The sequence below is a fragment of the Cryobacterium sp. PAMC25264 genome (assembly GCF_019443325.1).
Lineage (GTDB): Bacteria > Actinomycetota > Actinomycetes > Actinomycetales > Microbacteriaceae > Cryobacterium.
The window spans coordinates 2,009,744-2,036,224 of sequence record NZ_CP080383.1 but is presented as its reverse complement, the minus strand read 5'-3'; the positions used below and the strand labels follow the sequence as shown (position 1 = coordinate 2,036,224).

Genomic DNA, 26,481 nt, shown 5'->3' with positions numbered 1-26,481 from the left:
ACCATGGCAACGTTCCTCTACCGCATCGGCCATTTCGCCTACCGCCGTGCATGGCTCGTCATCGGCGTCTGGGTGATCGTCCTCGGCGGCATCCTCGGGGCCAACGCAGCCCTCGGCGGCACAACGCAGGAATCGTTCGCGATCCCGGGCACCGAATCGCAGGAGGCCATCGACAAGCTGGCCGAGGTGTTTCCTCAAGCCGCAGGTGCCGCCGTGCAGGTGGTTTACCAGGCGCCGGACGGAGCCTCTGTGAGCGACCCCGCTTATCAGGCCGCGATCACCGAGATGGGCACGGAGCTGGCCGATCTGAAGGGCGTCACCAGCGTCGTCGACCCGTTCTCTGAATACGCCTCAGGTGCCATCTCCGACGACGAGAGCACGGCCATCACCAAGGTGCAGCTCAGCGGAGAATCGTCCGACGTCTCCGACGCCACCATTGCCGCCGTCGTCGCGACAGCCGGCACGGCCGAGGACGCCGGGCTGACCGTGGCCTTCGGCGGTCAGGTCTTCCAGGACAACACCTTCGGCATCACCGTGACCGAGATCTTCGGTGTGCTCTTCGCCGGCGTGGTCCTGGTTATCACCTTTGGCTCGCTCATGTCCGCCGGCATGCCGCTGCTGATGGCCCTGGTGGGCGTCGGCGTCGCCATCGGCGGCATCGGGGCAGTGTCGGCCTTCGTGTCGGTCTCGAGCACGGCGCCCATGCTGGCCATGATGCTCGGCCTGGCCGTCGGAATCGACTACTCGCTGTTCATCCTCTCCCGGCACCGAACCCAGCTGGCCAACGGCGTCGATCCCCACGAGTCGGCATCCACGAGCGTGGCCACCGCCGGCAGTGCCGTGGTCTTCGCCGGGATCACCGTGATCATCGCCCTGCTCGGGCTGCTGGTGGTGGGCATCCCGTTCCTCAGCGTGATGGGCCTCGGAGCGGCCTTCGCCGTGCTCATCTCCATCGCCGTGGCGATCACCCTGCTGCCGGCCGTCCTCGGCCTGGCCAAGGGACGCCTGGCCCCCAAACCCGGCAGCCGGGCGCACCGCCGTGCCACCACGCCCGACACCGGGCGTCCCACGCTGGGGCACCGCTGGGTCGCGATCGTGCTCAAGGCCCCCGTCGTGGCGGTCCTCGCCGTCGTCGGCATCCTGGGGGTCATGGCGATCCCCGCGCTCAGCCTCGACCTCAACCTGCCCGACAGTGCGTCGGAGCCTGTGGAATCCACCCAGTACCAGGCGTACCGCATGATCGAGAAGGGCTTCGGCCCCGGCTACAACGGGCCCCTGATCGTGGTGGTCGACATCACCCAGACCACCGACATCGTGGCCGACCTCGACACGATTTCCGCCGACCTGCGCGACCTGCCCGACGTGGCCTTCGTGAGCGCGGGCCAGCCCAACGCCACGGTCGACACCGCGATCATCCAGGTGATGCCCGACAGCGCCCCGAACTCCCCGAAGACCAAGGAACTCGTGCAGTCGATCCGCGACATCGCGCCCTCGATCAACGACGACCTCGGCACCCCGGTGACCGTCACGGGCGCCACCGCGGTCTCCATCGACATCTCCAACCGGCTCACCAACGCGCTCATCCCGTTCGCGCTCATCGTGGTCGGGCTCTCGATCGTGCTGCTCACCATGGTGTTCCGCTCGATCTTCGTACCGGTCAAGGCGGCGCTGGGCTTCCTGCTGTCCGTGTTCGCGTCGCTCGGCGCCACCGTAGCGATCTTCCAGTGGGGCTGGTTGGCCGACCTGATCGGGTGTCCAACCCCGGTCCGATCCTCAGCTTCCTGCCGATCCTGCTCATGGCCGTGCTCTTCGGCCTGGCAATGGACTATGAGGTGTTCCTGGTGTCGGGCATGCGGGAGGAGTTCGTCAAGACGCGCAACGCCCGCCGCGCTGTCGTGCACGGCTTCTCGCACGCCGCTCGGGTGGTCACCGCGGCCGCCCTGATCATGTTCTTCGTCTTCTTCGCCTTCGTCCCCGAGGGCTCCGGCGCCATCAAGGGCATCGCCTTCGCCCTGGCCGTCGGCGTCTTCCTCGACGCCTTCCTGGTGCGGATGACGCTGGTTCCGGCCGCCATGGCCCTGGCCGGCAACGCCGCCTGGTGGCTTCCGCGCTGGCTCGCCCGCGTGCTGCCCAACGTGGACATCGAGGGTGAGGGGCTGCGTCAGCACCTTGACGACAGCGCCTGGGCTCGGGCCCAGAACGACGACATCACCGCGGACGCCCTCTACGTGGGCCTGCCCGAGTCCCGGCTCGGCCCCATCGACTTGGCCGTCGACGCCGGTTCGGTGCTCGTGCTGACCGGTCCGGATGCCGCCCGTCGGGTTCTGGCCGCCACCCTCGCCGGCCGCCTCGACCCGGTCGCCGGGCGGCTCCAGGTACGTGGCGCGGCCCTGCCTTCCGACCGTGCGGTCGCGATGCGCACCGTTGCGCTGGCGGAGGTCTCGGACACCCGCGACAACGGCCTCACCGTGGGCGAACTCATCGCCGAACGCCTCGACCTCGTGCAGCCGCTGTTCCGTGCGGCGAATCGGCCGGCGCAGCTGCGGCTGTGGGTGGACCGGCTGAACGTCGCACTGGGGGAGTCCGAACGGCGCCCGCTCACAGTGGACACCACCGTGGCGTCACTGTCCGCCCTCGCCCGGGCGGCCACGCTCGCCGCCGCCGCCCTCGCGGAACGCCCGGGCGTGCTCGTGGTCGATCTCGGCGACGGTCTGCCGGTCGACGCCGGCGGACGCGCACCGGCCGCCGTCTTCGGGCGCTCGCCCCGCTGGGCACGACGCTCATCCTGAGCGTGACGGCCCTCGACCTGGTCGATCCGGCCCTCACCCAGGAGCGCGGCATCCAACGGTTGGACCTCAGCTCCGTGGATCAGAACAGCACCGACACCGGAAAGGCCCTGCAGCGATGAGCACCAGGCTCGACAGACTATTCAGCCGCACGCCCGGCCAACGCCGCGGCCGAGCAGTGGCCGGCCTGGCCGCACTCATCGTGGTGCCGTTGGCCGTCGCCGGACTGTTCGCCGGCGCCCTCAACAGCGCCGACGACCGGGTGGACACCCTGCCCGCCCTCGTGGTGAACAACGACGAGTTCGTCACGACCACGCTGCCGGACGGCAGCGACCAGATGGTGCTGGCCGGTCGCCAGCTGGTGACCGAGCTCACCAAGCCCGCCACGGAGGGCTCGGACTCCACCGGGTTCGCCTGGGTGATCTCCAACGACGCCGACGCCTCGAAGGCTCTCGCCGACGGCAGCGCGTACGCCGTGCTGACCATTCCGAGCGACTTCTCGAAGTCGGTCACGTCCCTGTCGGGGTCCACGCCCACCCAGGCCGACCTCGCCATCCGCACCGATGACGCGCACTCGTTCCTGGCCGGTTCGGTCGCGCAGTCCGTCGGTGGAGCCCTCACCGGGGCGTTCGGTACCGAGATCACCAAGCAGTACCTCGGCAGGTTGTATACCAACCTGGGCACGCTCGGCGAGTCCCTGGTGGCTGCCGCCGATGGGTCGGCTCAGCTGGCCACTGGCGTGACCGGCGTCGCAGCCGGCCTCGACACCCTGGCCACCGGCACCCAGGCCACCGCCGACGGCACCGCCGCGGCGGCCGACGGTGCTGCCACGTTCGCCTCCGGCGTGGATTCGTACACCACCGGAGTGGACGCGCTCAGCAGCGGGCTCGGCACCCTGAGCTCCGGAGCGGCGGGGCTGGGCTCTCTCAGCTCCGGGGTCACCCAGTACACCGAGGGTGTGCAGTCCGCGGCATCCGGGGTGTCCCAACTGGGGTCCGTCGCCGCGCAGATTCCCGCCGCCGCTCTCGAGCCGCTCGACCCGCAGACCAAGGCCGCCGTGCAGGGTGTGCTCGGCGGGCTCGTCCAGGCGCAGGGCGGCCTCGACACCCTGGCGTCCTCCGGTGACGCCCTGAGCCGGCAGACCAGTGCGGCGCTCTCCGGGGTACAGGGCGGGATCGGCCAAAGTGCCGCAGGGGCGGCGCAACTCGCTGCGGGCTCCGAGAGCGTGCGCGCGGGAGCTTCGGGGCTCGCCTCCGGGCTCGGCGAACTCTCCGACGGCGTGGCCCAACTGGCCACCGGAACCGCCGCGGCCGCGTCGGGCGCCCACCAGCTCGAGACCGGTGCCGGCGACCTCGCCGCCGGGCTCGCCACGGGAGCGGAGAGCGCCTCGGCGCTCACCGACCTCGACCCCACCGAAACCGCGAAGGTCATCGCGGCGCCCGTCACCCTCGATTCTGCGCGGGACAACCCGCTCGACTCGATCGGCCCGATCATCGGGATGCTCTTCGTCCCGGTGGGCCTCTGGATCGGCGCCCTGGCGATCTTCCTGGTGATGAAGCCGCTGTCGGCCATCGCCCTGGCCTCGACCGCCACCACCGGTCGTCTGGTCTGGCGCAGCCTCGGCCGCGGCTTCGCGATCGCGGCCGCTCAGGCCCTGGCCGTGGTGTTGCTGCTGCACAGCACCCTCGGCGTGTCCTGGACGCTCGCCCCGGCGACGTTCGGGTTCTCGGTTCTGCTGGCGTTCGTGTTCGTCACGGTGAATCACTTCCTCACGGCGGCGCTCGGCCGCATCGGTGTGGTGATATCGCTGGTGCTGCTCAGCCTGCAACTGGTGTCGGTCGGCGGGCTCTACCCGCTCGAACTGGTCTCGGAACCGTTCCGGGTGATCAGTCCGTTCCTGCCGCTCACTTGGGCCGTGCAGGGCATCCAGGCGATCGTGTCCGGCGGCAGCGGGGCGGATGTTGCCTCGGCGGTATTCGCCCTGCTGCTCTTCGCGATCGTGGCCGTGCTGCTCTCCACGGCCGTCGTGGCCCGCCGCCGAGGCGCCCGCTCCTTCGCCCTCGCCGCCGCCTGACCCGCCCTCTCATCCCGCGAACTGTGAGTTAAGCACCCAAAACCGGAGGTTTTGGGTGCTTAACTCACAGTTCGCGGTGGGGTTAGGCGGGGGTGCGGGTGTGGGTTCGGGCGAAGGCCAGGGTATCGGCGAGCATCGCCAGGCGCTCCCGCTCCGAGCGGGCAGAGCGGGTGTTCACCTCGGCCACGATCTGGCCGGTCCAGCCGCCCGCGGCGAGCAGCCTGAGCACCTCGGCCACGGGCTCCGAGCCCTGTCCGGGCAGCAGGTGCTCGTCAAAGACCCGGCCCTCGTCGAGGGAACCCGACCCGTCGCAGAGGTGTACGTGCCGCAGCCTGTCGCCGAGGGCCGTGGCCATGGCCAGGCTGTCGTGCCCGCTCAGCGCGCAGTGCGAGAAGTCCAGAGTGACCGCGTCGCAGTCCATCCGGGTGGTGTCCCAGCCGGGGGAGTAGGCCTTCACGCCGCGGCCGCCGATCTTCCACGGGAACATGTTCTCCACGGCGATCTCGATACCGGTCTCCGTGCCGAGCGCCCGCACGATGTCGAGGAATTCCTCCGCATAGCCGGCCTGCCAGCGAAACGGCGGATGTACGACGACCGTCGACGCACCCACCTCGGCGGCGAGGGCCGCCGACCGCTCCAGCTTCACCCGGGGGTCCCTGCCCCAGACGAAGTGGGTGAGCAACAGCACCGGGGCGTGCACGGAGAAGATGGGCAGCGAGTACCGGGCGGAGAGGGCCCGGAGCGTCGCCGCATCCTGGGTGGCCTCGTCGCGCGTGACCATGACCTCGACGCCGTCGAAACCGCTCTGATGAGCGAGCCGGAAGGCGTCCTCCAGGGGCAGCGGATAGACACAGGTGGTGCTCATGCCGATGCGAATCACGGCGTCAGCATAGCCTTCGCTGGTAACCTCGACGTGCACCCAGGTGTTCCGCATGGGCGGGCACCGGAATGGATGAGTCATCGAAACCGCACCCGACACCACCGCAGCCACACCCTCAGCCGACGGCTCAGCCGCCGGCGCCGAAGCCGCGCCCGAAGCCGGCCCCGACACCGTCGCCCCCGGCCACTTCGACCTCGTGGTGGTCTCCAACCGGCTTCCCGTCGACTACGAAGTCGCCGAAGACGGCACCGAAAGCTGGCGCACCTCGCCCGGCGGTCTAGTCACGGCCCTCGAGCCGCTGATGCGTGCCTCCGACGGCGCCTGGGTGGGCTGGCCGGGCGTGGCCGATCGCGAGTTCGAGCCCTTCGAGAACGACGGCATCTCCATAGTTCCGGTGCGGCTCAGCACCGACGACCTCGAGCTCTACTACGAGGGCTTCTCCAACGACACCCTCTGGCCGCTCTACCACGACGTCATCGCCTCGCCCAGCTACCACCGCGAGTGGTGGGAGGCCTACGTCAAGGTCAACCGTCGCTTCGCCACCGCCGCCGCCGCCGCTGCGGCCCCGGGCGCCACGGTCTGGGTGCACGACTACCAGCTGCAGCTCGTGCCGCGGATGCTGCGCGACGCGCGCCCCGACCTCGTGATCGGTTTCTTCAACCACATCCCCTTCCCGCCGTACGGCATCTTCGCCCAGCTGCCCTGGCGCAAGCAGATCCTCGACGGTCTGCTCGGCGCCGACCTGATCGGATTCCAGCGGCTGGCCGACGCGGGCAACTTCTCCCGCGCGGTGCGCCGCCTCTTCGGCTACGCCACCCGTGGCGTCGCGGTGGACGTGCCCAGCCAGAACGGCCAGCACCGCCGTGTCATCGCCAAGCACTTCCCCATCTCGATCGACGCCGCGGCGTACGAGGAGATGGCCAGGCGCCCCGAGATCCAGGAACGCGCCCGGCAGATCCGCGAAGACCTCGGCAACCCCAAGACGATCATGCTCGGCGTCGACCGCCTCGACTACACCAAGGGAATCGGCCACCGCATCAAGGCCTTCGGCGAACTCCTCGAAGACGGCCAGCTGAGCGTGGAGGACGTCACCCTGGTGCAGGTCGCCAGCCCATCGCGTGAGCGGGTGGCCACCTACATGCAGCTGCGCGACGAGATCGAACTCGCCGTCGGCCGCGTCAACGGTGACTACTCCACCATCAGCCACACGGCCATCAGCTACCACCACCACGGCTACCCCCGCGAAGAGATGGTGGCGCTGTACCTCGCTGCCGACGTCATGCTCGTCACCGCCCTCCGCGACGGCATGAACCTTGTGGCCAAGGAGTACGTGGCCGTGCGCCACGACGGCGACGGTGTTCTGGTGCTCAGCGAATTCGCCGGAGCCGCCGACGAACTCAAGCAGGCCGTGCTGATCAACCCGCACGACATCGACGGCATGAAGGCGTCGATCATGAAAGCCATCACCATGCCCAAGCGCGAGCGCACGAGGCGGATGCGGGCCCTGCGTCGCAAGGTCTTCGACAACGACGTGGCCGCCTGGAGCGCGTCGTTCCTGCAGACCCTCACCGGCGGGGCCGCCGTGCCCAGCGGGGTGCCGGAGAACCTGGTGAGCGCCCTCCGCGACATCAGCTCGGCCGAGACCATCCTGGTGGCCCTCGACTTCGACGGCACGTTGGCGCCGCACGTCGACGAGCCCGAGGACGCCCGCGCCGTGGACGGCACCCACGACGTCGTGCAGCGCCTGCTGGACCTCCCCGGCGTGCGGGTGGCGTTCGTGTCGGGCCGGGCCCTGGTGAGCCTCAAGCACGTCGCGGAGCCGCAGAGCGAGGTGCTCCTCACCGGCTCGCACGGCATCGAGGTGCAGCTGGACGCCAACGGCATCGAACTGGGCCTGGTGCCGGAGGAACTCGAGAAGCTCGACACCCTCACCCGGGTGCTCGAACGCATCTCCGGACCGGTCTTCGGCACCTGGATCGAACAGAAGCCCGCCGGCCTGGCCCTGCACACCCGCCTGGCCACGGCTCAGGACGGTCAGGCCGTGCAGCGGGAGGCCCGCGACCAGCTGGCCGAACTACTGCCGTCGCTCACGGTGCGCGAGGGCAAGAACGTGCTCGAATTCTCCGTGCGCTCCAGCACCAAGGGTGACGCCCTCGAGCGTCTGCGCGTCCACACCGGCGCCGACCGGGTGCTCTACGCCGGCGACGACGTCACCGACGAAGACGCCTTCACGGTTCTCGGCGACAACGACCTCGGTCTCAAGATCGGTCCGGGCGCCACCCTGGCCGGTTACCGGGTTCGCGGCCCCAAGGAGGTCACCCAGGTGCTCGCGCTGCTGGCCGACTTCCGCGCCGCATCCGCTCAGCAGGAGAACTAGCCACAAGCGTCGCGGGCAGGTTCGGGTGCCACCCGGCCCGCCCGCGACGTTCTAGACTCACTTCATGCCTGAGTACGACATGAAGCCCCGTAGCCGCGACGTCACCGACGGAATCGAAGCCACCACCTCGCGCGGCATGCTCCGCGCGGTGGGAATGGGCGACGCCGATTGGGACAAGCCCCAGATCGGCATCGCGAGCTCGTGGAACGAGATCACCCCGTGCAACCTCTCGCTGGACCGCCTCGCGCAGGCGTCCAAGGAGGGCGTGCACTCCGGCGGCGGTTACCCGCTGCAGTTCGGCACCATCTCCGTCTCCGACGGCATCTCGATGGGCCACGAGGGCATGCACTTCTCCCTGGTCTCCCGTGAGGTCATCGCCGACTCCGTCGAGGTCGTCATGCAGGCCGAGCGCCTCGACGGCTCCGTGCTGCTGGCCGGCTGCGACAAGTCGCTGCCCGGGATGCTCATGGCCGCGGCCCGGCTCGACCTCGCGAGCGTCTTCCTCTACGCCGGTTCCATCGCACCCGGTTGGGTGAAGCTCTCCGACGGCACCGAAAAAGACATCACCATCATCGACTCCTTCGAAGCCGTCGGCGCCGTCAAGGCCGGCCGTATGAGCGTCGAGGACGCCAAGCGCATCGAGTGCGCCTTCGCACCGGGTGAGGGCGCCTGCGGCGGCATGTACACCGCCAACACCATGGCCAGCGTCGCCGAAGCCCTGGGCATGAGCCTGCCAGGCTCCGCCTCGCCCGCCTCAGCCGACCGCCGTCGCGACTACTTCGCGCACCGCTCCGGCGAGGCCGTCGTCAACTTGCTGCGCCTGGGCATCACCACCAGGGACATCCTCACCAAGAAGGCGTTCGAGAACGCCATCGCCGTGGCCATGGCCTTCGGCGGGTCCACCAACGTGGTGCTGCACCTGCTCGCCATCGCCCAGGAGGCAGAGGTCGAGCTCACCCTCGACGACTTCAACCGTATCGGCGACAAGGTTCCGCACATCGGCGACCTCAAGCCCTTCGGCAAGTTCGTCATGAACGACGTCGACCGCCACGGCGGAGTGCCCGTCGTCATGCGCGCCCTGCTCGAGGCCGGCCTCCTGCACGGCGACTGCCTCACCGTGACCGGCAAGACCGTCGCCGAGAACCTCGCCGAGATCGACCCGCCCGCCCTGGACGGCACGGTGCTGCGCACCCTCGACAACCCCATCCACGCCTCGGGCGGCATCACCATCCTCAAGGGCTCGATGGCCCCAGAGGGCGCCGTCGTGAAGACCGCCGGCTTCGACAGCGACATCTTCGAGGGCCCCGCCCGGGTGTTCGAGCGTGAGCGCTCGGCCATGGATGCCCTCACCAACGGCGAGATCCTTGCGGGCGACGTCGTCATCATCCGCTACGAGGGTCCCAAGGGTGGCCCCGGCATGCGGGAGATGCTCTCGATCACCGCTGCCATCAAGGGCGCCGGGCTCGGAGCCGATGTACTACTATTGACTGATGGTCGATTCTCAGGCGGCACAACCGGACTGTGTATCGGCCATATAGCACCCGAAGCGGTGGACGCAGGTCCGATCGCCTTCGTGCGCGATGGTGATCTGATACGGGTCGATATCGCAGCTCGCTCGCTCGACCTACTTGTCGACGCTGAAGAGCTCGCCGCCCGCCGAGAAGGCTGGGCCCCGCTTCCTCCCCGTTACACCCGTGGCGTCCTCGCCAAGTACTCCAAGCTCGTGCAGTCTGCGGCCCTCGGAGCGACCACGGGCTGATCGACACCATCCGTCACCGATTTAGGGATTTGCCTCTCATGACCACGGAACCTTCGCCCGTGCCGACACCCTCCTTTCCGACGCCTTCCGGTCCTGCGTCCGGCGCCACGACGGCGCCGGGCGCCGCGACCGAACCCGAGATCCTCACCGGCTCCGGCGCGATCCTGCGCACCCTCAAGTTGCTCGGCGTCACCGACGTCTTCGGCCTGCCGGGCGGCGCTGTCATCCCGCTCTACGACGAGCTGATGAACCAGGACGACATCCGTCACATCCTGGTGCGCCACGAACAGGGTGCCGGTCATGCCGCGGAGGGCTACGCGTCCTCGAGCAACCGGGTCGGGGTGGCCATCGCCACCTCCGGGCCCGGCGCCACCAACCTCGTCACGGCCATCGCCGACGCGTACATGGACTCGGTGCCGCTCCTGGCGATCACCGGCCAGGTGTTTTCCACGCTGATGGGCACGGATGCCTTCCAGGAGGCCGACATCGTCGGCATCACCATGCCGATCACCAAGCACTCCTTCCTGGTGAAGCGGCCGGAAGACATCCCCGCCGCTCTCGCGTCGGCGTTCCTGATCTGCAACACCGGCCGCCCCGGCCCGGTACTGGTGGACATCACCAAGGACGCCCAACAGATGAGCGCCCCGTTCATCTGGCCGCCCAAGCTCGACCTGCCCGGCTACCGGCCGATCACCAAGGCGCACGGCAAGCAGGTGCAGGCCGCTGCCGCGCTGCTCGCCGGTGCCAAGAAGCCTGTGCTCTACGTCGGCGGCGGGGTGATCCGCGCCCAGGCGTCTGCCGAACTGCTCGAATTCGCCGAACTCACCAACGCGCCCGTCGTCACCACCCTGATGGCCCGCGGTGCGTTCCCCGACTCGCACGATCAGCACCTGGGCATGCCCGGCATGCACGGCACGGTCTCGGCCGTTCTGTCCCTGCAGGAGGCCGACCTGATCATCGCGCTCGGCGCTCGCTTCGACGACCGCGTCACCGGCAAGGCGAGCGAGTTCGCCCCGAACGCCACCATCGTGCACGTCGACGTGGACCCGGCCGAGATCGGCAAGATTCGCGCGGCCGACGTGCCCATCGTCGGTGACGCCAAGGATGTCATCGCAGACCTCACCGTGGCTTACCGCGACGCGATCTCGACGACCACGCCGGATGTGGCGGAATGGTGGAGCTACCTCAATGGCCTGCGCAAGCAGTTCCCGCTGGGCTACACCGAACCCGCCGACGGCCTGCTCGCCCCGCAGTACGTGATCAAGCGGATCGGCGAACTCACCGGCCCCGAGGGCGTCTACGCCGCCGGCGTGGGGCAGCACCAGATGTGGGCGGCGCAATTCATCAAGTACGAGCGGCCCAACTCCTGGCTCAACTCCGGCGGAGCCGGAACCATGGGGTACTCCGTGCCCGCCGCCATGGGTGCCAAGGTCGCCGAACCCGACCGGGTGGTCTGGGCGATCGACGGCGACGGCTGCTTCCAGATGACCAACCAGGAACTCGCCACCTGCACGATCAACAACATCCCGATCAAAGTGGCGATCATCAACAACTCGTCCCTGGGCATGGTGCGCCAATGGCAGTCCCTGTTCTACGACGGCCGGCACTCCTTCACCGACCTGAACACCGGGCACGGTACGGCCATGGTGCCCGACTTCGTGAAGATGGCCGACGCGTACGGCGCCCTGGGCATCCGCGTCACCAGCGCCGACCAGGTCGACGACGCGATCAAGCTCGCCCTGGCCACCAATGACCGGCCCGTGGTTATCGACTTCATTGTGAGCCGTGACGCCATGGTGTGGCCGATGGTGCCACAGGGGCTCAGCAACTCATCGGTGCAGTACGCCAAGGACCATGCCCCCACCTGGGAAGAGGAGTAATCATGAGTACCCACGTTCTCAGCCTCCTCGTCGAGGACAAGCCCGGCCTCTTGACCCGCGTCGCGGGACTCTTCGCCCGGCGCGGCTTCAACATCGAGAGCCTCGCGGTCGGCCACAGCGAGATCCCCGGCCTATCGAGGATCACGATTCTTGTCGACGTCGAGGATGCTCCGCTGGAGCAGGTGACCAAGCAGCTGAACAAGCTGATCAACGTCATCAAGATCGTCGAGCTCGACCCGGCCCAGTCCGTGCAGCGCGAGCACCTGCTGGTCAAGGTGCGCGCCGATAACACCACCCGCTCCCAGGTGCTCGAGGCCGTCACCCTGTTCCGCGCCCGCGTCGTCGACGTGGCCACGGATGCCGTGGTCATCGAGGTCACCGGAGACTCCGGCAAGGTCGCGGCGTTCCTGCGGGTGCTCGAGCCCTACGGCATCAAGGAAATCGCCCAGTCGGGCCTGCTCGCCATCGGTCGGGGATCCAAGTCGATCACCGAGCGCGTCTTCAAAAACTGACCCACCTGGTTTCGACAAGCTCAACCAGCGTTTCTATCTCGACCAATTTCACAACCAAGGAGAACACCACATTGTCTGAAATCTTCTACGACAAAGACGCCGACCTGTCCATCATCCAGGGCAAGAAGGTCGCCGTCATCGGCTACGGCTCGCAGGGCCACGCCCACGCGCAGAACCTTCGCGACTCCGGCGTCGAGGTCGTCATCGGACTCAAGGAGGGCTCGAAGTCCCGCGCCAAGGCCGAAGAGGTCGGCTTCACCGTGAAGAGCGCCGCCGAGGCATCCGCCTGGGCCGACGTCATCGTGGTGCTCGCTCCCGACCAGGTGCAGCGTCACCTGTACAAGGACGACATCCTCCCCAACCTGGCCGACGGCAAGGCCCTCGTCTTCGGACACGGCTTCAACATCCGCTTCGGTTACATCGAGGCGCCCGCGGGCGTCGACGTGGTCATGGTCGCCCCCAAGGGCCCGGGTCACACCGTGCGTCGTGAATTTGAGGCCGGCCGTGGCGTTCCCGTCATCGTCGCCGTCGAGAAGGATGCGTCGGGCAACGCCTGGCCGCTCACCCTCAGCTACGCCAAGGCGATCGGTGGCCTGCGCGCTGCCGGCATCAAGACCACCTTCACCGAAGAGACAGAGACCGACCTGTTCGGCGAGCAGGCCGTTCTCTGCGGTGGCGCGTCGCAGCTGATCCAGTACGGCTTCGAGGTTCTCACCGAGGCCGGATACCAGCCGCAGGTCGCGTACTTCGAGGTGCTGCACGAGCTCAAGCTCATCGTCGACCTGATGTGGGAGGGCGGCATCGCCAAGCAGCGTTGGAGCGTCTCCGACACCGCTGAGTACGGCGACTACGTCTCTGGCCCGCGCGTCATCGACCCGAGCGTCAAGGAGAACATGAAGGCCGTTCTCGCCGACATCCAGAACGGTGCATTCGCCGAGCGCTTCATCAACGACCAGGACGCCGGAGCTCCCGAGTTCCTCGCGCTGCGCAAGAAGGGCGAAGAGCACCCGATCGAGGCCACCGGCCGCGAGCTCCGCAAGCTCTTCGCGTGGAACGCCTCCAACGACGACGACTACGTCGACGGCGAAGCCGCCCGCTAGCTCGTAGCTTTTCCCGAAGGGGCCGGTCATTCGACCGGCCCCTTCGGTGTGCCCGCCCCCAAGACGCGATGCGTGTGACTTGCCACTAGGTGCCACCTCAAGGAGTAGCTCGGCCGTGACTTGCCACCTACGGCCCCTTCCGGAGCGTTGAAAGGGCGCTAACTGGCAACTCAGGGAGTAGCTCTGCCGTGACTTGCCATCTACCGCCCTTTCGGGAGTGTTGAAGGGGCACTGGTCCGCAACTCGGCGACGGGCGCTGCACCGGTTTGCCGCAGGGCAGCCCGTGGACCGCTGAGGGCACCTCGGCGGCAGCACTCCTGCCGCTCCACTCGAGCCGATTCACCCGGCCCGTTAGGCTTCCGGAGTGAGCATGCGTAACCCCGAGGCCCTGCAGACGCCGAACGCATCCGCGGACGGCGCCCCCGACGGTGCACCGCGGGCCTCCCACTCCACCCGGGTCCTCGCGACGATCGCCCTGGTCGGCGCCGTGCTCTACGTGCTGGTGGACATCGTCCTGCAGGCGCTTCCGCCGCACTACAGCGTCGTATCCGAGGCCGAGAGCAACCTCGCCGTCGGGCCGTACGGCTGGGTGATGAACCTGAACTTCCTGGCCAGGGGAGTGGTCACGGTCTGCGCCGTCGCCGCGCTGGCCCGTTTCGGACCGCGCACGCGGGTACGGCGCACCGGTCTGGGCCTGATGCTCGGTGCCGGGGCCTGCTCGGCGGCTTTGGCGCTCCTGCCCACCGATATCCCGGCCAAGGATGCGCCGGGCCTGGAGCCGATGACGGCTCTCGGAACCGCGCACCTCGTCGTGGCCGCCGGAGGCTTCCTCGCGGCGTTGGTCGCCTTCGGCCTGCTGACCCTGTGGTTGCGGAGGAGCGACGACCTTCGCGGGGCGTACCCGGCGGCTGCGGTCTTCACGGGCGTGGCCGCACTCGGGCTGCTGGCGCTTGGTATCGCTGCGGTCTGGGTGCCCGGGGTGATCGGCCTGGCCGAGCGGGTCAGCCTGGCCGGGGTGCTCGGCTGGGTCATCGCCGTGTGCCTGGTCGTGCGCCGGCGCTGACCGGCGCTGCCGGTTCCTCAACGGCCGCTAGCTGGGTACGATGGCGCGCATCCGTGAGGCAAAGGAGCGTCATCGTGAAAGCACTCGTCTACGAAGGCCCCGGTCAGAAGACCTGGACCGACCGGCCCGACCCGCGCATCCTGCGGCCAACCGACGCCATCGTGCGCATCGACACCACCACCATCTGCGGCACCGACCTGCATATTCTCAAGGGGGACGTGCCCGCGGTCGAGGCCGGGCGCATCCTGGGCCACGAGGGCGTCGGAACGGTCATCAAGACCGGCGACTCGGTGGAGTCCATCTCGGTCGGCCAGCGGGTGTTGATCTCCTGCATCAAGTCGTGCGGTCACTGTGCCAACTGCAAGATCGGCCTGTTCTCGCACTGCCTGGGCGACGAGGGCCGGTCGGGTATCGGCTGGGTGTTCGGCCACCTCATCGACGGCACCCAGGCCGAGTTCGTGCGGGTGCCCTACGCCGACAATTCGCTCTATCCACTGCCGGATTCGGTGACCGATGCCGAGGCCGTGATGCTCTCCGACATCCTTCCCACCGGATTCGAGATCGGCGTGCAGTACGGCCAGGTGGCCCCGGGTGACGTCGTCGCCGTGATTGGCGCCGGCCCGGTGGGCCTGGCCGCCATCGCCACCGCCGGGCTCTACGGCGCCGGAGCCATCGTGGCCATCGACCTCGACGAGAACCGGCTGGAGCAAGCCCGGCACTTCGGCGCGACCCACACCGTGCGCTCCGGGCGGCCGGAGTGGCGTGACGAGGTGCTCGCCGTCACCGACGGAGCAGGCGTCGACGTGGCCATCGAGGCCGTCGGGGTGCCGGACACCTTCACCATGGCGACCGAGATCGTGCGGCCCGGCGGTCACGTGGCCAACGTGGGTGTGCACGGCAAGCCGGTGCCGCTGCACGTGGAGAACCTCTGGATCCAGAACATCAGCATCAGCATGGGGCTCGTGAACACCAACACCACGCCGATGCTGCTCAAGCTCGTGGCCCAGCACAAGATCCCCGCCGCCCAACTCGCCACCCACAGGTTCACCTTCGACCAGGTGCTGGATGCCTACGACACCTTCTCCCGTGCCGCCCAGACGCATGCGCTCAAGGTGCTGATCAGCCGCTGAGAGGCTGGACATATTACGGGTCGGGGACAACACCGTGTCAGCCTCGGCCCTCCGGCCCGGCTCTATAGGCTGGACACATGACTTCTTCTCGGGATGACGATGCACTCGGCTGGGCCGGCGACGACGATCCCACGCTCGTCTCCGGAGGCGCGGCCGCGGTCGAGCGCACTCCTGCCCCGACAGCCGATACGACTGCAGTGGATGCGCCCGCCGACCGCGACTCTGCCACCCCGGACACCGCCACCCCAGACACCGCCACCCCGGACACCGACCTGCCCGACGGCTGGGCCGTCACCGGCTCGCCCGGCGGCTACGTCGACGCTCCGGAGGAGCCCGCGACCCTGTCGTCCCCGGCCCTGATCGGCCTGGGCATCCTCGCCGGCGTCTACCTGCTGTACACGATCGGCTGGTTCATCGGTGTCGGACGCCTGACCAGCGGACTGACCGATCCGCTCGGGCAGTTCATGTTCTCCCTCGGCACCTGGCTGGCCATCGCGGCGCCGGCCGTGTGGTTCGCCTCGTCGTACTGGCTCACCCGCGGCAAGCCGCGACTGCGGTGGACCTGGCTCATCCTGGGCGCCGTGCTGCTGGCCCCATTGCCCTTCATCGCCGGAACCGGGGGACTCTGATGAGCACCGACAAGACACTCGACACCACATCCGGCACCCGGGTGCGCCGCACGCCGGCCTGGCTCTCGGCCACCATCGCCATCGTATTCGGCCTCTTCTACGCCTACAGCGCCTGGTCAGGGCTTGGTAACCTGCTCGGCCTCAACAACGCCGCGCAGCTGCTGGACACCACGCTGAGCGGCTTCGGCTGGGGTCTGCTGCTCACGGGCGTTCTCGCGCCGGTCGTGCTGTTCGGCATCGCCTTCTGGTTCGGTCGCCGCCGGGAGGCCGGCCCGCAGGCCCTCATGCTGCTGGCCGGGCTGTGCTTGGTCTCGGCGCTCTCCCTGGACATCTTCGTGTTCGGTCTCGGCAGCCTGATCGTCTGACACGCCGCACAGCGGCGCCGTCAGCCGGCAAGGCTCACGGCGAGCACCAGAGCGATCAGCACCAGCTGGCCGAGCAGCCGCGGGACGAACGGAATCGCCACGGCGCCGAAGCGTTCCTTGTGCCGGGCCGCGTAGGCGTTCGCCGGGAACACGGCGACCAGGAACACGGCCAGAGCGACACCTGACGTAACACGGGTGGCATCCAGGAGAAGTCCGACGCCGCCGAGAATTTCGCAGACACCGGTGATCAGCACGAGGTTGCGCGGGGACCACAGGCCGCGCCAGCGCAGTCGTGGTGGGATCATCGCGGTCATCGTGCGTTGCACCGAGGGCACAAAATGGCTGATCCCCGCGACCACGAAGAGCACCGCCAAGACGACGCGCAGAACGGTTAGGACGTTGGTCACAGACTCGGGGCTCATCGCTCCATTCTGCAGCCAGTAAAGTGTTGTGGTATCTGGCGCCCCAAGATCGTGGCGCGAGCTTCCCTCGCCTGACGCTTTCTAAGGATCTGTTTTCGTGTCGAAGCCCGTTGTACTTATCGCCGAAGAACTCTCGCCCGCCACCGTCGATGCCCTCGGGCCCGACTTCGACGTTGTCAACGTCGACGGCACCGACCGTGCCGCCCTGCTCTCCGCGCTGGCGTCCGCCAACGCCATCCTGGTGCGCTCCGCCACCAAGGTCGACGCCGAGGCCCTCGCCGCGGCCCCGCACCTGCAGGTCATCGCCCGCGCCGGCGTCGGACTCGACAACGTCGACATCAAGGCCGCCACCGCGGCCGGCGTCATGGTGGTCAACGCGCCCACCTCCAACATCATCTCGGCCGCCGAACTGACCGTCGGCCACATCCTCAGCCTGGCCCGCCACATCCCGCCGGCTCACGGCGCCCTCGCCCAGGGTCAGTGGAAGCGCTCCAAGTACACCGGCATCGAGCTCTATGAGAAGACCGTCGGCATCATCGGCCTGGGCCGCATCGGCGCCCTCGTCGCGGCACGCCTGCAGGCCTTCGGCGTGAACATCATCGCCTTCGACCCGTACATCACCTCGGCTCGCGCCCAGCAGCTCGGCGTGCACCCGGTGAGCCTGGACGAACTGCTCGAGCAGTCCGACTTCGTCACCATCCACATGCCGAAGACCCCGGAGACCACGGGCATGATCAGCGCCCCGCAGCTGAAGCTCATGAAGCCCACCGCCTACGTCGTCAACGTCGCCCGCGGTGGACTCATCGACGAAGCCGACCTGTACACGGCCCTCGTCGACGGCACCATCGCCGGAGCCGGCCTGGACGTCTTCGTCAACGAGCCGCCGACCGGCTCGCCGCTGCTCGGACTCGACAACCTGATCAGCACCCCTCACCTAGGCGCGTCCACCGACGAGGCCCAGGAGAAGGCCGGCGTCTCCGTCGCCAAGTCAGTGCGCCTCGCGCTGTCCGGCGAACTGGTGCCCGACGCCGTCAACGTGGCCGGCGGTGTCATCGACCCCACCGTGCGCCCCGGTATCCCGCTGGTCGAGAAGCTCGGCCAGGTCTTCTCCGGCCTTGCCGCTCACAGCCCGCTCACCAGCGTCGACATCGAGGTGCGCGGCGAGATCGTCGAATTCGACGTCTCGGTGCTCAAGCTCGCCGCACTCAAGGGCATCTTCACCAACGTGGTCAGCGAGACGGTCTCCTACGTCAACGCGCCGCTGCTCGCCGAGCAGCGCGGAGTGAGCGTGCGCCTCATCACCGACGCCGAGTCGCCCGAGTACCGCAACCTCATCACCCTGCGCGGCGCCCTCGCTGACGGCTCGCAGGTCTCGGTCTCCGGTACCCTGGTGGGCACAAAGCAGATCGAGAAGATCGTCGAGGTCAACGGCTACGACGTCGAGGTGCCGTTCGCCGAACACCTCATCGTCATGCTCTACACCGACCGCCCCGGAATCGTCGCCGTGTACGGCCGCGAATTCGGCGAGGCCGAGATCAACATCGCGGGTATGCAGATCGCCCGGCACGAGGCCGGCGGCAAGGCGCTCAGCGTCCTGACCGTCGACTCGCCCGTCCCTGCGGCGCTCCTCGAGTCGCTCCGCGAAGCGATCACGGCCGACGTGATGGTCGCCATCGACATCACCGAGTAACCGGCCCGTCGCCGTACCGGCGAAGCACACACGAAAAAGCCCCGGATGCGCATCCGGGGCTTTTTCGTGTGCTGTACCGAAACGGGTCAGACGTCGTCGATCGACCGTTCCTGCTGCACGGTGCGTTCGCCGCTGACCGGGTCGACGGCGCTGCGGGTGGTGCTGATGCTGCTGCGTCGGCGGGTGAGCAACACCGAGCCGAGCACGAAGATGAGCGCGCCCGCGCCCATCAGGATGTAACCGACGAGGTCGAGGTCGACCCAGTCGACCTGGATGTTGAGGGCCCACACCAGGATGGCGCCGACGACGAACAGGAAGATTCCCAATCCGATACTCATGGTGAACTGCTTTCTTCGGTGATGGCACATGCGCGTCGGCGACGCGCACGGTCAGGGTCCTCCAGCATAGACACCCGAAAGCGGGCAGTAGGGTTGATTTGCAGGGTATCTCTACGTCAAATTCGTGTCACTATCGCCAGCCCACCGGCTGCCTCACCGTAATCGGAGCCGCATGTCCCGCTCAGTCAAGCTCGCAGTCATCGCCGGAGACGGCATCGGCCCCGAGGTCGTCGCCGAGGCTCTCAAGGTGCTCGATGCCGTGACCCAGGCCGAACCGGTCGACTTCGATCTCACCCACTTCTCGCTCGGCGCCACCCGCTTCCTCGAGACCGGTGACGTGCTGACCGACGAGGACCTGGCCGCGATCAGCGCTCACGACGCGATCCTGCTCGGCGCCGTCGGCGGAGTGCCCGGAGACCCCCGGCTCAAGAACGCCAACATCGAGCGCGGGCTCCTGCTCAAGCTGCGCTTCTCGCTCGACCACTACGTCAACCTGCGCCCGAGCGTGCTCTTCCCGGTGTGCCGAGCCCGCTGGGCGACCCCGGCGAGGTGGACTTCGTCGTCGTGCGCGAGGGCACAGAGGGTCCGTACGTGGGTAACGGTGGCGCCATCCGCCAGGGCACCCCGCACGAGGTGGCCAATGAGGTCTCCGTCAACACGGCTTTCGGCGTCGAGCGGGTCGTGCGTTACGCGTTCGAGGTGGCCAGGAACCGGCCGCGCAAGCGCCTCACCCTGGTGCACAAGACCAACGTGCTCGTCTTCTCCGGCAGCCTCTGGCAGCGCATTGTCACCGAGGTCGGCGCCGAATACCCCGACGTTGCCGTCGATTACCTACACGTCGACGCGGCAACGATCTTCCTCGTCACGAATCCGGGTAGATTTGATGTCATCGTCACGGACAACCTCTTCGGCGACATTCTCACTGACCTGGCAGCGGCAATCAGCGGCGGCATCGGCCTGGCGGCATCCGGAAATATCAACCCGGAAGGCCGTTTCCCCAGCATGTTCGAGCCGGTACACGGCTCGGCACCCGACATCGCGGGCCGGCAGTTGGCCGATCCCACGGCGGCGATCCTCTCGGTCGCGCTCCTGCTCAACCACCTTGGGCTCCAGGATGCGGCGGCCCGGGTGAGCGCGGCCGTCACGGCCGACATCGTGGCACGCAGCGTCGACACCGGCAGCGCCGCCTCGGGTTCACGATCCACCAGCGCCGTCGGCGATGCCATTGTGGCCCGCCTCACCGGCACATCCGCTTAATCGCATTCCCGTCTACTCACAAGGGACTCCCATGAGCCAGCAGAGCACCACCTTCCCCCTCGAATTCGAACTGACCCCGTCCGAGACGGCCCGATCCAGCGCCGAGCGCGAGACGATCCTCTCCGACCCCGGTTTCGGAAAGCACTTCACCGACCACATGGTGACGATCGACTGGACGGTCGAGGCCGGCTGGCAGAACGCCAGGGTCACCCCGTACGGCCCGCTGCTGCTCGACCCGGCTTCGTCGGTGCTGCACTACGGTCAGGAGATCTTCGAGGGTATGAAGGCCTACCGCCACGCGGACGGCTCCATCTGGACCTTCCGGCCGGAGAAGAACGCCGAACGCCTGCAGAGCTCCGCTCGCCGGCTCGCGCTGCCCGAACTGCCCGTGGCCGACTTCATCGAGTCGATCAAGCAGATGATCGCCGTCGACGGCGCCTGGGTGCCCAACGCCCCGGAAGCCAGCCTGTACCTGCGTCCGTTCATGATCGCGAACGAGAGCTTCCTCGGCGTGCGCGCCGCGCACAAGGTGGGCTACTACGTCATCGCCAGCCCGGCCGGGGCCTACTTCACCGACGGTGTCGCCCCGGTGAGCATCTGGCTTTCCACCGAGTACTCCCGCGCCGGCCGCGGCGGCACCGGCGCCGCCAAGTGCGGCGGCAACTATGCCGCCTCGCTGCTGCCCCAACGTGAGGCCTACGACAACGGCTGCGCCCAGGTGCTCTTCCTCGACGGCGAGACCGGCAGCCACATCGACGAACTCGGCGGCATGAACGTGTTCTTCGTGCACGGCACCGACACCCTCGTCACCCCGCGCCTGACCGGCACGATCCTCGAGGGCGTCACCCGCGACAGCATTATCCAGCTCGCCCGGGACCGTGGCATGACCGTCGAAGAGCGGGACGTGACCGTGGACGAGTGGCGCGACGGCGTCGCATCCGGTGAGATCACCGAGGTGTTCGCCTGCGGAACGGCCGCGGTGGTCACCCCCATCGCGCAGCTCAAGGGTGTCGGCTTCGAGATCGGGTCGGCCGATGCCCCGGCCGGGCAGATCACCATGGCGTTGCGCCAGGAACTCACCGACATCCAATACGGCCGCCTGCCCGACCGGCACGGCTGGCTGCTGCGACTGGATGCTGCGGCCGAAACCGAGGTGACCGCGTGAAGATCGCCAGGTTCAGCCACGCCGGCGCCATAGCGTTCGGCATCATCGACGACGACGAGCTCGTCGTGCTCACCGGCGACCCCATGTTCGCCGGCTACAACCCCACCGGGCAGCGCCTTCCGCTGGTGGATGTGGCCCTGCTCGCGCCGGTGATCCCACGCTCCAAGGTCGTCGGCCTCGCCGGCGCCTACTTCGCGGATGCCGTCGAGAAGGCCGCCGCGCAGGAAGGCGTGGCCGCCGAGCCGCGCTTCTTCCTCAAGCCCAACACCACCGTCGTTGGCCCCAACGATCCCATCGTGTTGCCCGCGCAGTCCGACGATGTGCGCGTGGAGGGTGAACTCGCCATCGTCATCGGCAGGGTCGCCAAGAACCTCAGCGTGGCCGACGCGGCCGGGGCCATCTTCGGCTACACCATCGCCAACGATGTCACCGCGGTCGACGTGCAGGACAGCGAGGGACACGGGGCCCGGGCCAAGAGCTTCGACTCGTTCTGCCCGCTCGGTCCGGTGATCGACACCGAGTTCGACCCGGAGAGCGCCCATATCAACGGCCGTGTGGGCGATACGGTTTTCGAGGACAGCGACGTGTCGCTGCTCGCGCTCTCGATGGCCGAGATCGTGGCATCCGTGTCTACCGCCTTCACCCTGCTGCCCGGTGACGTGATTCTCACCGGCTCGCCGAGTGCCGCCCAACGGGTGACGCACGGCGACAGCGTGAGCATCGAGATCCCGGGACTCGGCGTGCTGACCAATCCGGTGCGAAGCGCGGCCTAACCGTCCGCGTACGGCACCTGTTTCCACGGCGGACAATTGCACCCGGCGCACTGGGTGCAATTGTCCGGACCAGGAACAATTAGAGCGGGAACCAGGCGCGCACTTGGTCGGCGGCCGTGGAGAGCAGCGCGGCCGATTCGGCGGCGTTGACCCGTGACAGGAGCATGGCGCTCATCGAGAGTGACGCGAGAGTGCGCACCCGTTCCTCCGTGCGGTCGGCGTGACTCCCGGCGCCGGCCAGCGCGTTGCCCAGGGCGGCCGCAAGTTCGGTGCGGTACCCCTCCACGACCTCGCGGGCCGGTTCATCGTGTGTGGCCAGGCCCGTGGCGCAGTTGACCAGAAGGCATCCGCGGCGGGGAGAGTCAATCGGCAGAGCGGCGATGGCCTCCCGCAGGCTGTCGAAGTAGGACAGCAGAGCGTCGCGACCCGCATCCGGCGCCTCGAGGGTGCTCAGGCGGGGGCGGATCACGGTGCGCCGATAATCGGTGACAGCGGCGTCGAAGAGCCCGCGTTTGCTGCCGAAGGCGTGGTACAGGCTCGAGCGGTTGAGCCCGGTCGCCGTCTCGAGGTCGGCCAGTGATGCGCCCTCGTAGCCGAGGTCCCAGAAGACGTCGCGGGCGGATTGCACAACCGTCGTGCTGTCGAACGTCTGGAGCCGTCCCATGAGCTGCCTGCCTTCCGCCCGCGAACGCCTGGTCCGTGGGGATACCCGTTTTAGGTGCTTGCGGTGCTACTTACTGTGAATGTTCTGTACCGCTCGTTTCACTATAACGGATGTGGGCGGTATAGTACAACGATCGGTGCAGAAAGCGAGGGGCGCCACAATCACCCCTTTTGCACCACCACGAACAGTGAGGAACTTCGCATGACGACAGTCACCAGTACCCAGATCCAGCTCTCCGCCCGGCCCACCGGCTGGCCCACCGACGCGGACTTCAGCACAGCCGTCGTCGAGCTGCCCGAGTTGACCGCCGGTCAGGTGCGCGTTGTCAACGACTTCATCTCGGTCGACCCCTACATGCGCGGTCGCATGAACGACGTCAAGTCGTACATCCCGCCGTTTGTGCTCGGTGAGACCATGGGCGGCGGCGCTGTCGGCCACGTCGTGGAGTCCACCGTCGAGTCCGTGCCCGTCGGCAGCCTCGTCGTGCACCAGTACGGCTGGCGCGACGTCGTGCAGGAGGATGCCGCCGGCTTCCGCGTCGTCCCTGAGATCCCGAACGTCCCCGCATCCGCCTATCTCGGTGTGCTCGGCATGACCGCACTCACCGCCTACGTCGGCCTGCTCGAGGTGGCCCAGTTCAAGGCCGGCGACACCGTCTTCGTCTCCGGTGCTGCCGGCGCCGTGGGCAGCATGGTGGGCCAGATCGCCCGGCTCAAGGGTGCGGCCCGCGTCATCGGCTCCGCCGGTACCGACGAGAAGGTGGCCCTGCTCACCGAGAAGTACGGCTTCGACGCCGCCTTCAACTACAAGACCGGTGACATCGCCGAGCAGCTGGCTAAGGCCGCACCCGAGGGTATCGACGTGTACTTCGACAACGTCGGCGGCGACCACCTCAGCGCCGCACTCGGTGCTTTCAAAGACGGCGGCCGCGCGGCCCTCTGCGGTGCTATCTCGCAGATGAACCGCACGGATGGCCCCACCGGCGTGCAGAACATGGTCAACATCGTCACCCGAGGACTCACCCTCACCGGCTTCACGGTCGGCAACTACCTGCAGCACTTCCCGGCCTTCACCGAGCAGATGGGCACCTGGTTCGCGGCCGGCGACATCGTCTTCGACGAGACCGTCGTCGACGGAATCGAGAACGCGGTCGACGCTTTCCTGGGCATGCTCCGCGGAGAGAACACCGGCAAGATGGTCGTCAAGACCTCCGTAGTCGCCAGCTGACCTGCTGCGACCCACCGGCCGCAGCCACATCCGTTTAACCGAATCCGACTCTTGGAGAGAATATGACTTCCGTACTTTTTGTCGTCAGCGCCGCTGACCACTGGACCCTCAACGACGGTTCGCTACACCCCACCGGTTACTGGGCCGAAGAGCTCGCCGAGCCGCACCGCCTGTTCACCGAGGCCGGCTGGTCGATCACCATCGCCACCCCGAAGGGCGCTGCTCCCACGGTCGACCTGGGTAGCCTGGCCGCCGGTGCCACCGGTAGCGACGAGCGCTCCGCCGAACTTCGCAGCTACCTCGAATCCCTGCCGGCCCTGCAGAGCCCGAACTCGCTCGATGACGTGACGGTGTCCGACTACGACGTGGTCTTCTACCCCGGCGGCCACGGCCCCATGGAAGACCTCGCTGTCGACGCGACCAGCGGTCAGATCATGACGGATGCCATCAACTCCGGCAAGATCCTCGGCGTGCTCTGCCACGCCCCGGCGGCCCTGTTGGCCTCCGTTGACGCCGACGGAACCTGGCCGTTCCTGGGCTACCGGATGACCGGCTTCACCGACGCCGAGGAGGCGCTGGGCGGACTCGCGCCGAAGGCCAAGTGGCTCGTGCAGGCGCGCCTGGTCGAACTGGGTGCCGACTTCGTCGAGGGTGCGTCCTTCGGGGAGCACATCGAAATCGACCGCAACCTCTACACGGGCCAGAACCCGGCGTCGTCGGTCAAGCTCGCCACGGCGATCATCGACGCGGTGGCCGCCCAGAAGTAGCGGCGCCCCGCGCAGCACGCACCGCGCAGTCTCGCGAAAGCGGTCCTGTGGTCACCTCACGGATCCTGAGGTGACCGCAGGGCCGCTTTCGTGCGTTCGGCCGTCCGCGAGCTGTGAGTTATGCACCCAAAAACGGCTCTCCTGACTCTTCCGTGGGTCATTTCCGGCCCGGGAGGGCTGGTCGGTGGCCGCCGAGGCTGAGCATGGCGAGGCTGATGAGGGCGTCAGGTGAGGCGAAGCCGAACGCGATTCTGGTGAGGAGTCTGATTTTGGTGTTCATGGATTCGATGCGGCCGTTGGAGAGGTTGTGTTCTATCGAGGCGAGGATCGCGACGCGGTGCTTCACGATGCTTCGTTGCAGCTTCACGAACGCGGGGATGCGGCAGCGGCGAGCCCAGGCGACCCATTTGTCGAGGGCTTCCTTGGCCTGGTCGAGCGGGAGTTTGAAGATGACTCTGAGGCCTTCTTTGAGGTAGTAGGCGCGGGCCAGTCGGGGGTCGGTTTGGACGATCCAGGCCAGCTTGGTTTGTTGTTTCTCGGTGAGGTTCTCGGGGTTTTTCCAGAGCGCATAACGGCTGTTTCTGATGCCGGCCGCGCGAGCGCTGTCGGGGCGTTCGGGGGCTCCGTTCCGGGGTCGGCCGCGGCCCCGCGCGGCGTCATTGATGCGGGCGGCTTTGCGGGCGTCGTTCCAGGCTGCGCGGCGGACTTCGTCGAGGGCTTCGGTGGCCCATTTGACGACGTGGAACGGGTCCGCGCAGCGCACCGCGTTCGGGCAGCGGGCCGCGACAACGTTGGCGATCCAGGCCGCACCGTCCGCGGAAACATGCGTGATCTGTGCGGAACGCTCGGGGCCGAGGGCGTCGAAGAACGTGCCGAGGGTGGCTTTGTCTTGGCCCGGTGCAGCCCAGACGAGACGACCGGTGTCGTGGTCCACGACGATGGTGAGGAACTTGTGGCCACGCTTGTAGGAGATCTCATCGATCCCGATGCGGGTGAGGCCATCGAACGGGTCGTGCAGGGTCGCGGCGTCGTCCCAGACCCGGGTGACGATCGCGCCGACGGTGCGCCAAGCGATGCGCATCAACGCGGTAACCGCGGTCTTGGAAGACTGCGTAGCCAGCCACGCGACGTGGTCGTCGAAGAGGTAGGTATGTCCGGCCTGGTGCCGAGCCCACGGCACCGACGCGACCGTGACGCCATGCTCACGGCACGCCACCCGGCGGGCGTCTGCCTCGAGAACGACCTGGATGATGCCAGCATCCAGGCTCCGCCAGCGTCGTCGACCCTCACCACGGTCGTAGCCTGGGCTGCGCCGGTGGCACAGCCCACACCGGTTCCGGGCCGCTTTCATCGGCCGGACCGCGACGACCAAAACGCCCGCATCGTCGTCGTAATCGACGTCGTCAACGATGGTCTTTTCGACACCGAGCAGAGTCCGCCATATCCTTGCAGTACGCACGCCGTTTTCCGTTCTTCAGTTTCCAACCTTTGACAGTCAGAAACCTAGACAGAAAGCGGCGTGCGCTCGTTAAGCCACGCGGAAACCACCCACGGATATGTCAGAAGAGCCCCAAAAACGCGGATTTGGGGTGCTTAAGTCACAGTTCGCGGGAGGGAATCGAG

Annotated in this window: 22 protein-coding genes and 1 pseudogene; 18 read left to right on the top strand and 5 right to left on the bottom strand. The window is 67.9% G+C overall.

The window, feature by feature from the left end:
- Positions 1 to 3: 3 nt before the first annotated feature.
- The 3 genes from KY500_RS09320 (at position 4) to KY500_RS09315 (ending at position 4,860) form a co-directional block, all read left to right on the top strand.
- The gene (locus KY500_RS09320) at positions 4 to 1,944 is read left to right on the top strand and encodes an MMPL family transporter (RefSeq protein WP_255579120.1); all 1,941 of its coding nucleotides are present in this window, start codon (positions 4 to 6) and stop codon (positions 1,942 to 1,944) included.
- Positions 1,833 to 2,789 (top strand): MMPL family transporter, encoded by a 957-nt coding sequence (locus KY500_RS19270; protein WP_255579934.1) that lies wholly within the window; start codon positions 1,833 to 1,835, stop codon positions 2,787 to 2,789. The genes KY500_RS09320 and KY500_RS19270 overlap by 112 nt, the downstream gene beginning before the upstream one ends.
- A gap of 115 nt (positions 2,790 to 2,904) precedes the next feature.
- A complete protein-coding gene (locus KY500_RS09315; RefSeq protein WP_219903203.1) occupies positions 2,905 to 4,860 on the top strand; it encodes a YhgE/Pip family protein in 1,956 nt (651 codons plus the stop codon).
- 82 nt (positions 4,861 to 4,942) lie between these two features.
- On the opposite strand, the gene KY500_RS09310 is transcribed toward KY500_RS09315, so the two are convergent.
- Positions 4,943 to 5,794 carry a sugar phosphate isomerase/epimerase gene (locus KY500_RS09310; RefSeq protein WP_255579896.1) on the bottom strand — a complete coding sequence of 284 codons (852 nt, stop codon included), beginning with the start codon at positions 5,792 to 5,794 and terminating at the stop codon, positions 4,943 to 4,945.
- Between the two features lie 25 nt (positions 5,795 to 5,819).
- Between KY500_RS09310 and KY500_RS09305 the strand changes: the two genes are divergently transcribed.
- The 9 genes from KY500_RS09305 to KY500_RS09265 all read left to right on the top strand — a co-directional run bounded on the left by KY500_RS09305 (position 5,820) and on the right by KY500_RS09265 (position 16,555).
- A complete protein-coding gene (locus KY500_RS09305; protein WP_219903376.1) occupies positions 5,820 to 8,117 on the top strand; it encodes a bifunctional alpha,alpha-trehalose-phosphate synthase (UDP-forming)/trehalose-phosphatase in 2,298 nt (765 codons plus the stop codon).
- Positions 8,118 to 8,181: 64 nt separating this feature from the next.
- On the top strand, positions 8,182 to 9,876 hold the full coding sequence (ilvD, locus tag KY500_RS09300; RefSeq protein WP_219903202.1) for a dihydroxy-acid dehydratase: 1,695 nt from the start codon (positions 8,182 to 8,184) through the stop codon (positions 9,874 to 9,876).
- Positions 9,877 to 9,914: 38 nt separating this feature from the next.
- The gene (locus tag KY500_RS09295; RefSeq protein ID WP_219903201.1) at positions 9,915 to 11,756 is read left to right on the top strand and encodes an acetolactate synthase large subunit; all 1,842 of its coding nucleotides are present in this window, start codon (positions 9,915 to 9,917) and stop codon (positions 11,754 to 11,756) included.
- A gap of 2 nt (positions 11,757 to 11,758) precedes the next feature.
- Positions 11,759 to 12,268 (top strand): acetolactate synthase small subunit, encoded by a 510-nt coding sequence (gene ilvN, locus KY500_RS09290; protein ID WP_219903200.1) that lies wholly within the window; start codon positions 11,759 to 11,761, stop codon positions 12,266 to 12,268.
- A 71-nt stretch (positions 12,269 to 12,339) separates the two neighbouring features.
- A complete protein-coding gene (gene ilvC / locus KY500_RS09285; RefSeq protein WP_219903199.1) occupies positions 12,340 to 13,368 on the top strand; it encodes a ketol-acid reductoisomerase in 1,029 nt (342 codons plus the stop codon).
- A 370-nt stretch (positions 13,369 to 13,738) separates the two neighbouring features.
- Positions 13,739 to 14,431, top strand: a complete 693-nt coding sequence (locus tag KY500_RS09280; RefSeq protein WP_255579933.1) for a DUF998 domain-containing protein — start codon at positions 13,739 to 13,741, stop codon at positions 14,429 to 14,431.
- A 74-nt stretch (positions 14,432 to 14,505) separates the two neighbouring features.
- Positions 14,506 to 15,561 carry a zinc-dependent alcohol dehydrogenase family protein gene (locus tag KY500_RS09275; RefSeq protein WP_219903197.1) on the top strand — a complete coding sequence of 352 codons (1,056 nt, stop codon included), beginning with the start codon at positions 14,506 to 14,508 and terminating at the stop codon, positions 15,559 to 15,561.
- A gap of 77 nt (positions 15,562 to 15,638) precedes the next feature.
- Positions 15,639 to 16,190 (top strand): DNA polymerase III subunit gamma/tau, encoded by a 552-nt coding sequence (locus KY500_RS09270; RefSeq protein ID WP_219903196.1) that lies wholly within the window; start codon positions 15,639 to 15,641, stop codon positions 16,188 to 16,190.
- A complete protein-coding gene (locus KY500_RS09265; protein WP_219903195.1) occupies positions 16,190 to 16,555 on the top strand; it encodes a bacitracin resistance protein in 366 nt (121 codons plus the stop codon). The genes KY500_RS09270 and KY500_RS09265 overlap by 1 nt, the downstream gene beginning before the upstream one ends.
- A gap of 20 nt (positions 16,556 to 16,575) precedes the next feature.
- Here the strand turns inward: KY500_RS09265 and KY500_RS09260 are convergent, their stop codons facing one another.
- Entirely contained in the window at positions 16,576 to 16,977 is a 402-nt protein-coding gene (locus KY500_RS09260; RefSeq protein ID WP_219903194.1) for a DoxX family membrane protein, read from the bottom strand.
- 97 nt (positions 16,978 to 17,074) lie between these two features.
- Here KY500_RS09260 and serA point away from each other — a divergent pair, with 97 nt between their 5' ends.
- Positions 17,075 to 18,667 carry a phosphoglycerate dehydrogenase gene (gene serA, locus KY500_RS09255; protein WP_219903193.1) on the top strand — a complete coding sequence of 531 codons (1,593 nt, stop codon included), beginning with the start codon at positions 17,075 to 17,077 and terminating at the stop codon, positions 18,665 to 18,667.
- An 86-nt stretch (positions 18,668 to 18,753) separates the two neighbouring features.
- On the opposite strand, the gene KY500_RS09250 is transcribed toward serA, so the two are convergent.
- Positions 18,754 to 19,005 carry a DUF6458 family protein gene (locus tag KY500_RS09250; protein ID WP_219903192.1) on the bottom strand — a complete coding sequence of 84 codons (252 nt, stop codon included), beginning with the start codon at positions 19,003 to 19,005 and terminating at the stop codon, positions 18,754 to 18,756.
- Positions 19,006 to 19,177: 172 nt separating this feature from the next.
- On the opposite strand from KY500_RS09250, the pseudogene KY500_RS09245 reads away from it, so the two are divergent.
- The 3 genes and pseudogenes from KY500_RS09245 to KY500_RS09235 all read left to right on the top strand — a co-directional run bounded on the left by KY500_RS09245 (position 19,178) and on the right by KY500_RS09235 (position 22,200).
- Positions 19,178 to 20,262: pseudogene (locus KY500_RS09245) on the top strand (3-isopropylmalate dehydrogenase).
- A 31-nt stretch (positions 20,263 to 20,293) separates the two neighbouring features.
- Entirely contained in the window at positions 20,294 to 21,427 is a 1,134-nt protein-coding gene (locus KY500_RS09240; RefSeq protein ID WP_219903191.1) for a branched-chain amino acid aminotransferase, read from the top strand.
- Positions 21,424 to 22,200, top strand: a complete 777-nt coding sequence (locus tag KY500_RS09235) for a fumarylacetoacetate hydrolase family protein (RefSeq protein ID WP_219903190.1) — start codon at positions 21,424 to 21,426, stop codon at positions 22,198 to 22,200. Before KY500_RS09240 ends, KY500_RS09235 begins: the two co-directional genes overlap by 4 nt.
- Positions 22,201 to 22,279: 79 nt before the next feature.
- Here the strand turns inward: KY500_RS09235 and KY500_RS09230 are convergent, their stop codons facing one another.
- Positions 22,280 to 22,864, bottom strand: coding sequence for a TetR/AcrR family transcriptional regulator (locus KY500_RS09230; RefSeq protein ID WP_219903189.1), 585 nt, complete (start codon positions 22,862 to 22,864; stop codon positions 22,280 to 22,282).
- Positions 22,865 to 23,065: 201 nt separating this feature from the next.
- Between KY500_RS09230 and KY500_RS09225 the strand changes: the two genes are divergently transcribed.
- On the top strand, positions 23,066 to 24,091 hold the full coding sequence (locus tag KY500_RS09225) for an NADP-dependent oxidoreductase (RefSeq protein WP_219903188.1): 1,026 nt from the start codon (positions 23,066 to 23,068) through the stop codon (positions 24,089 to 24,091).
- 62 nt (positions 24,092 to 24,153) lie between these two features.
- Positions 24,154 to 24,858, top strand: a complete 705-nt coding sequence (locus KY500_RS09220; RefSeq protein ID WP_219903187.1) for a type 1 glutamine amidotransferase domain-containing protein — start codon at positions 24,154 to 24,156, stop codon at positions 24,856 to 24,858.
- A gap of 157 nt (positions 24,859 to 25,015) precedes the next feature.
- Here the strand turns inward: KY500_RS09220 and KY500_RS09215 are convergent, their stop codons facing one another.
- Entirely contained in the window at positions 25,016 to 26,317 is a 1,302-nt protein-coding gene (locus KY500_RS09215) for an ISL3 family transposase (RefSeq protein WP_219901511.1), read from the bottom strand.
- Between the last annotated feature and the right edge of the window lie 164 nt (positions 26,318 to 26,481).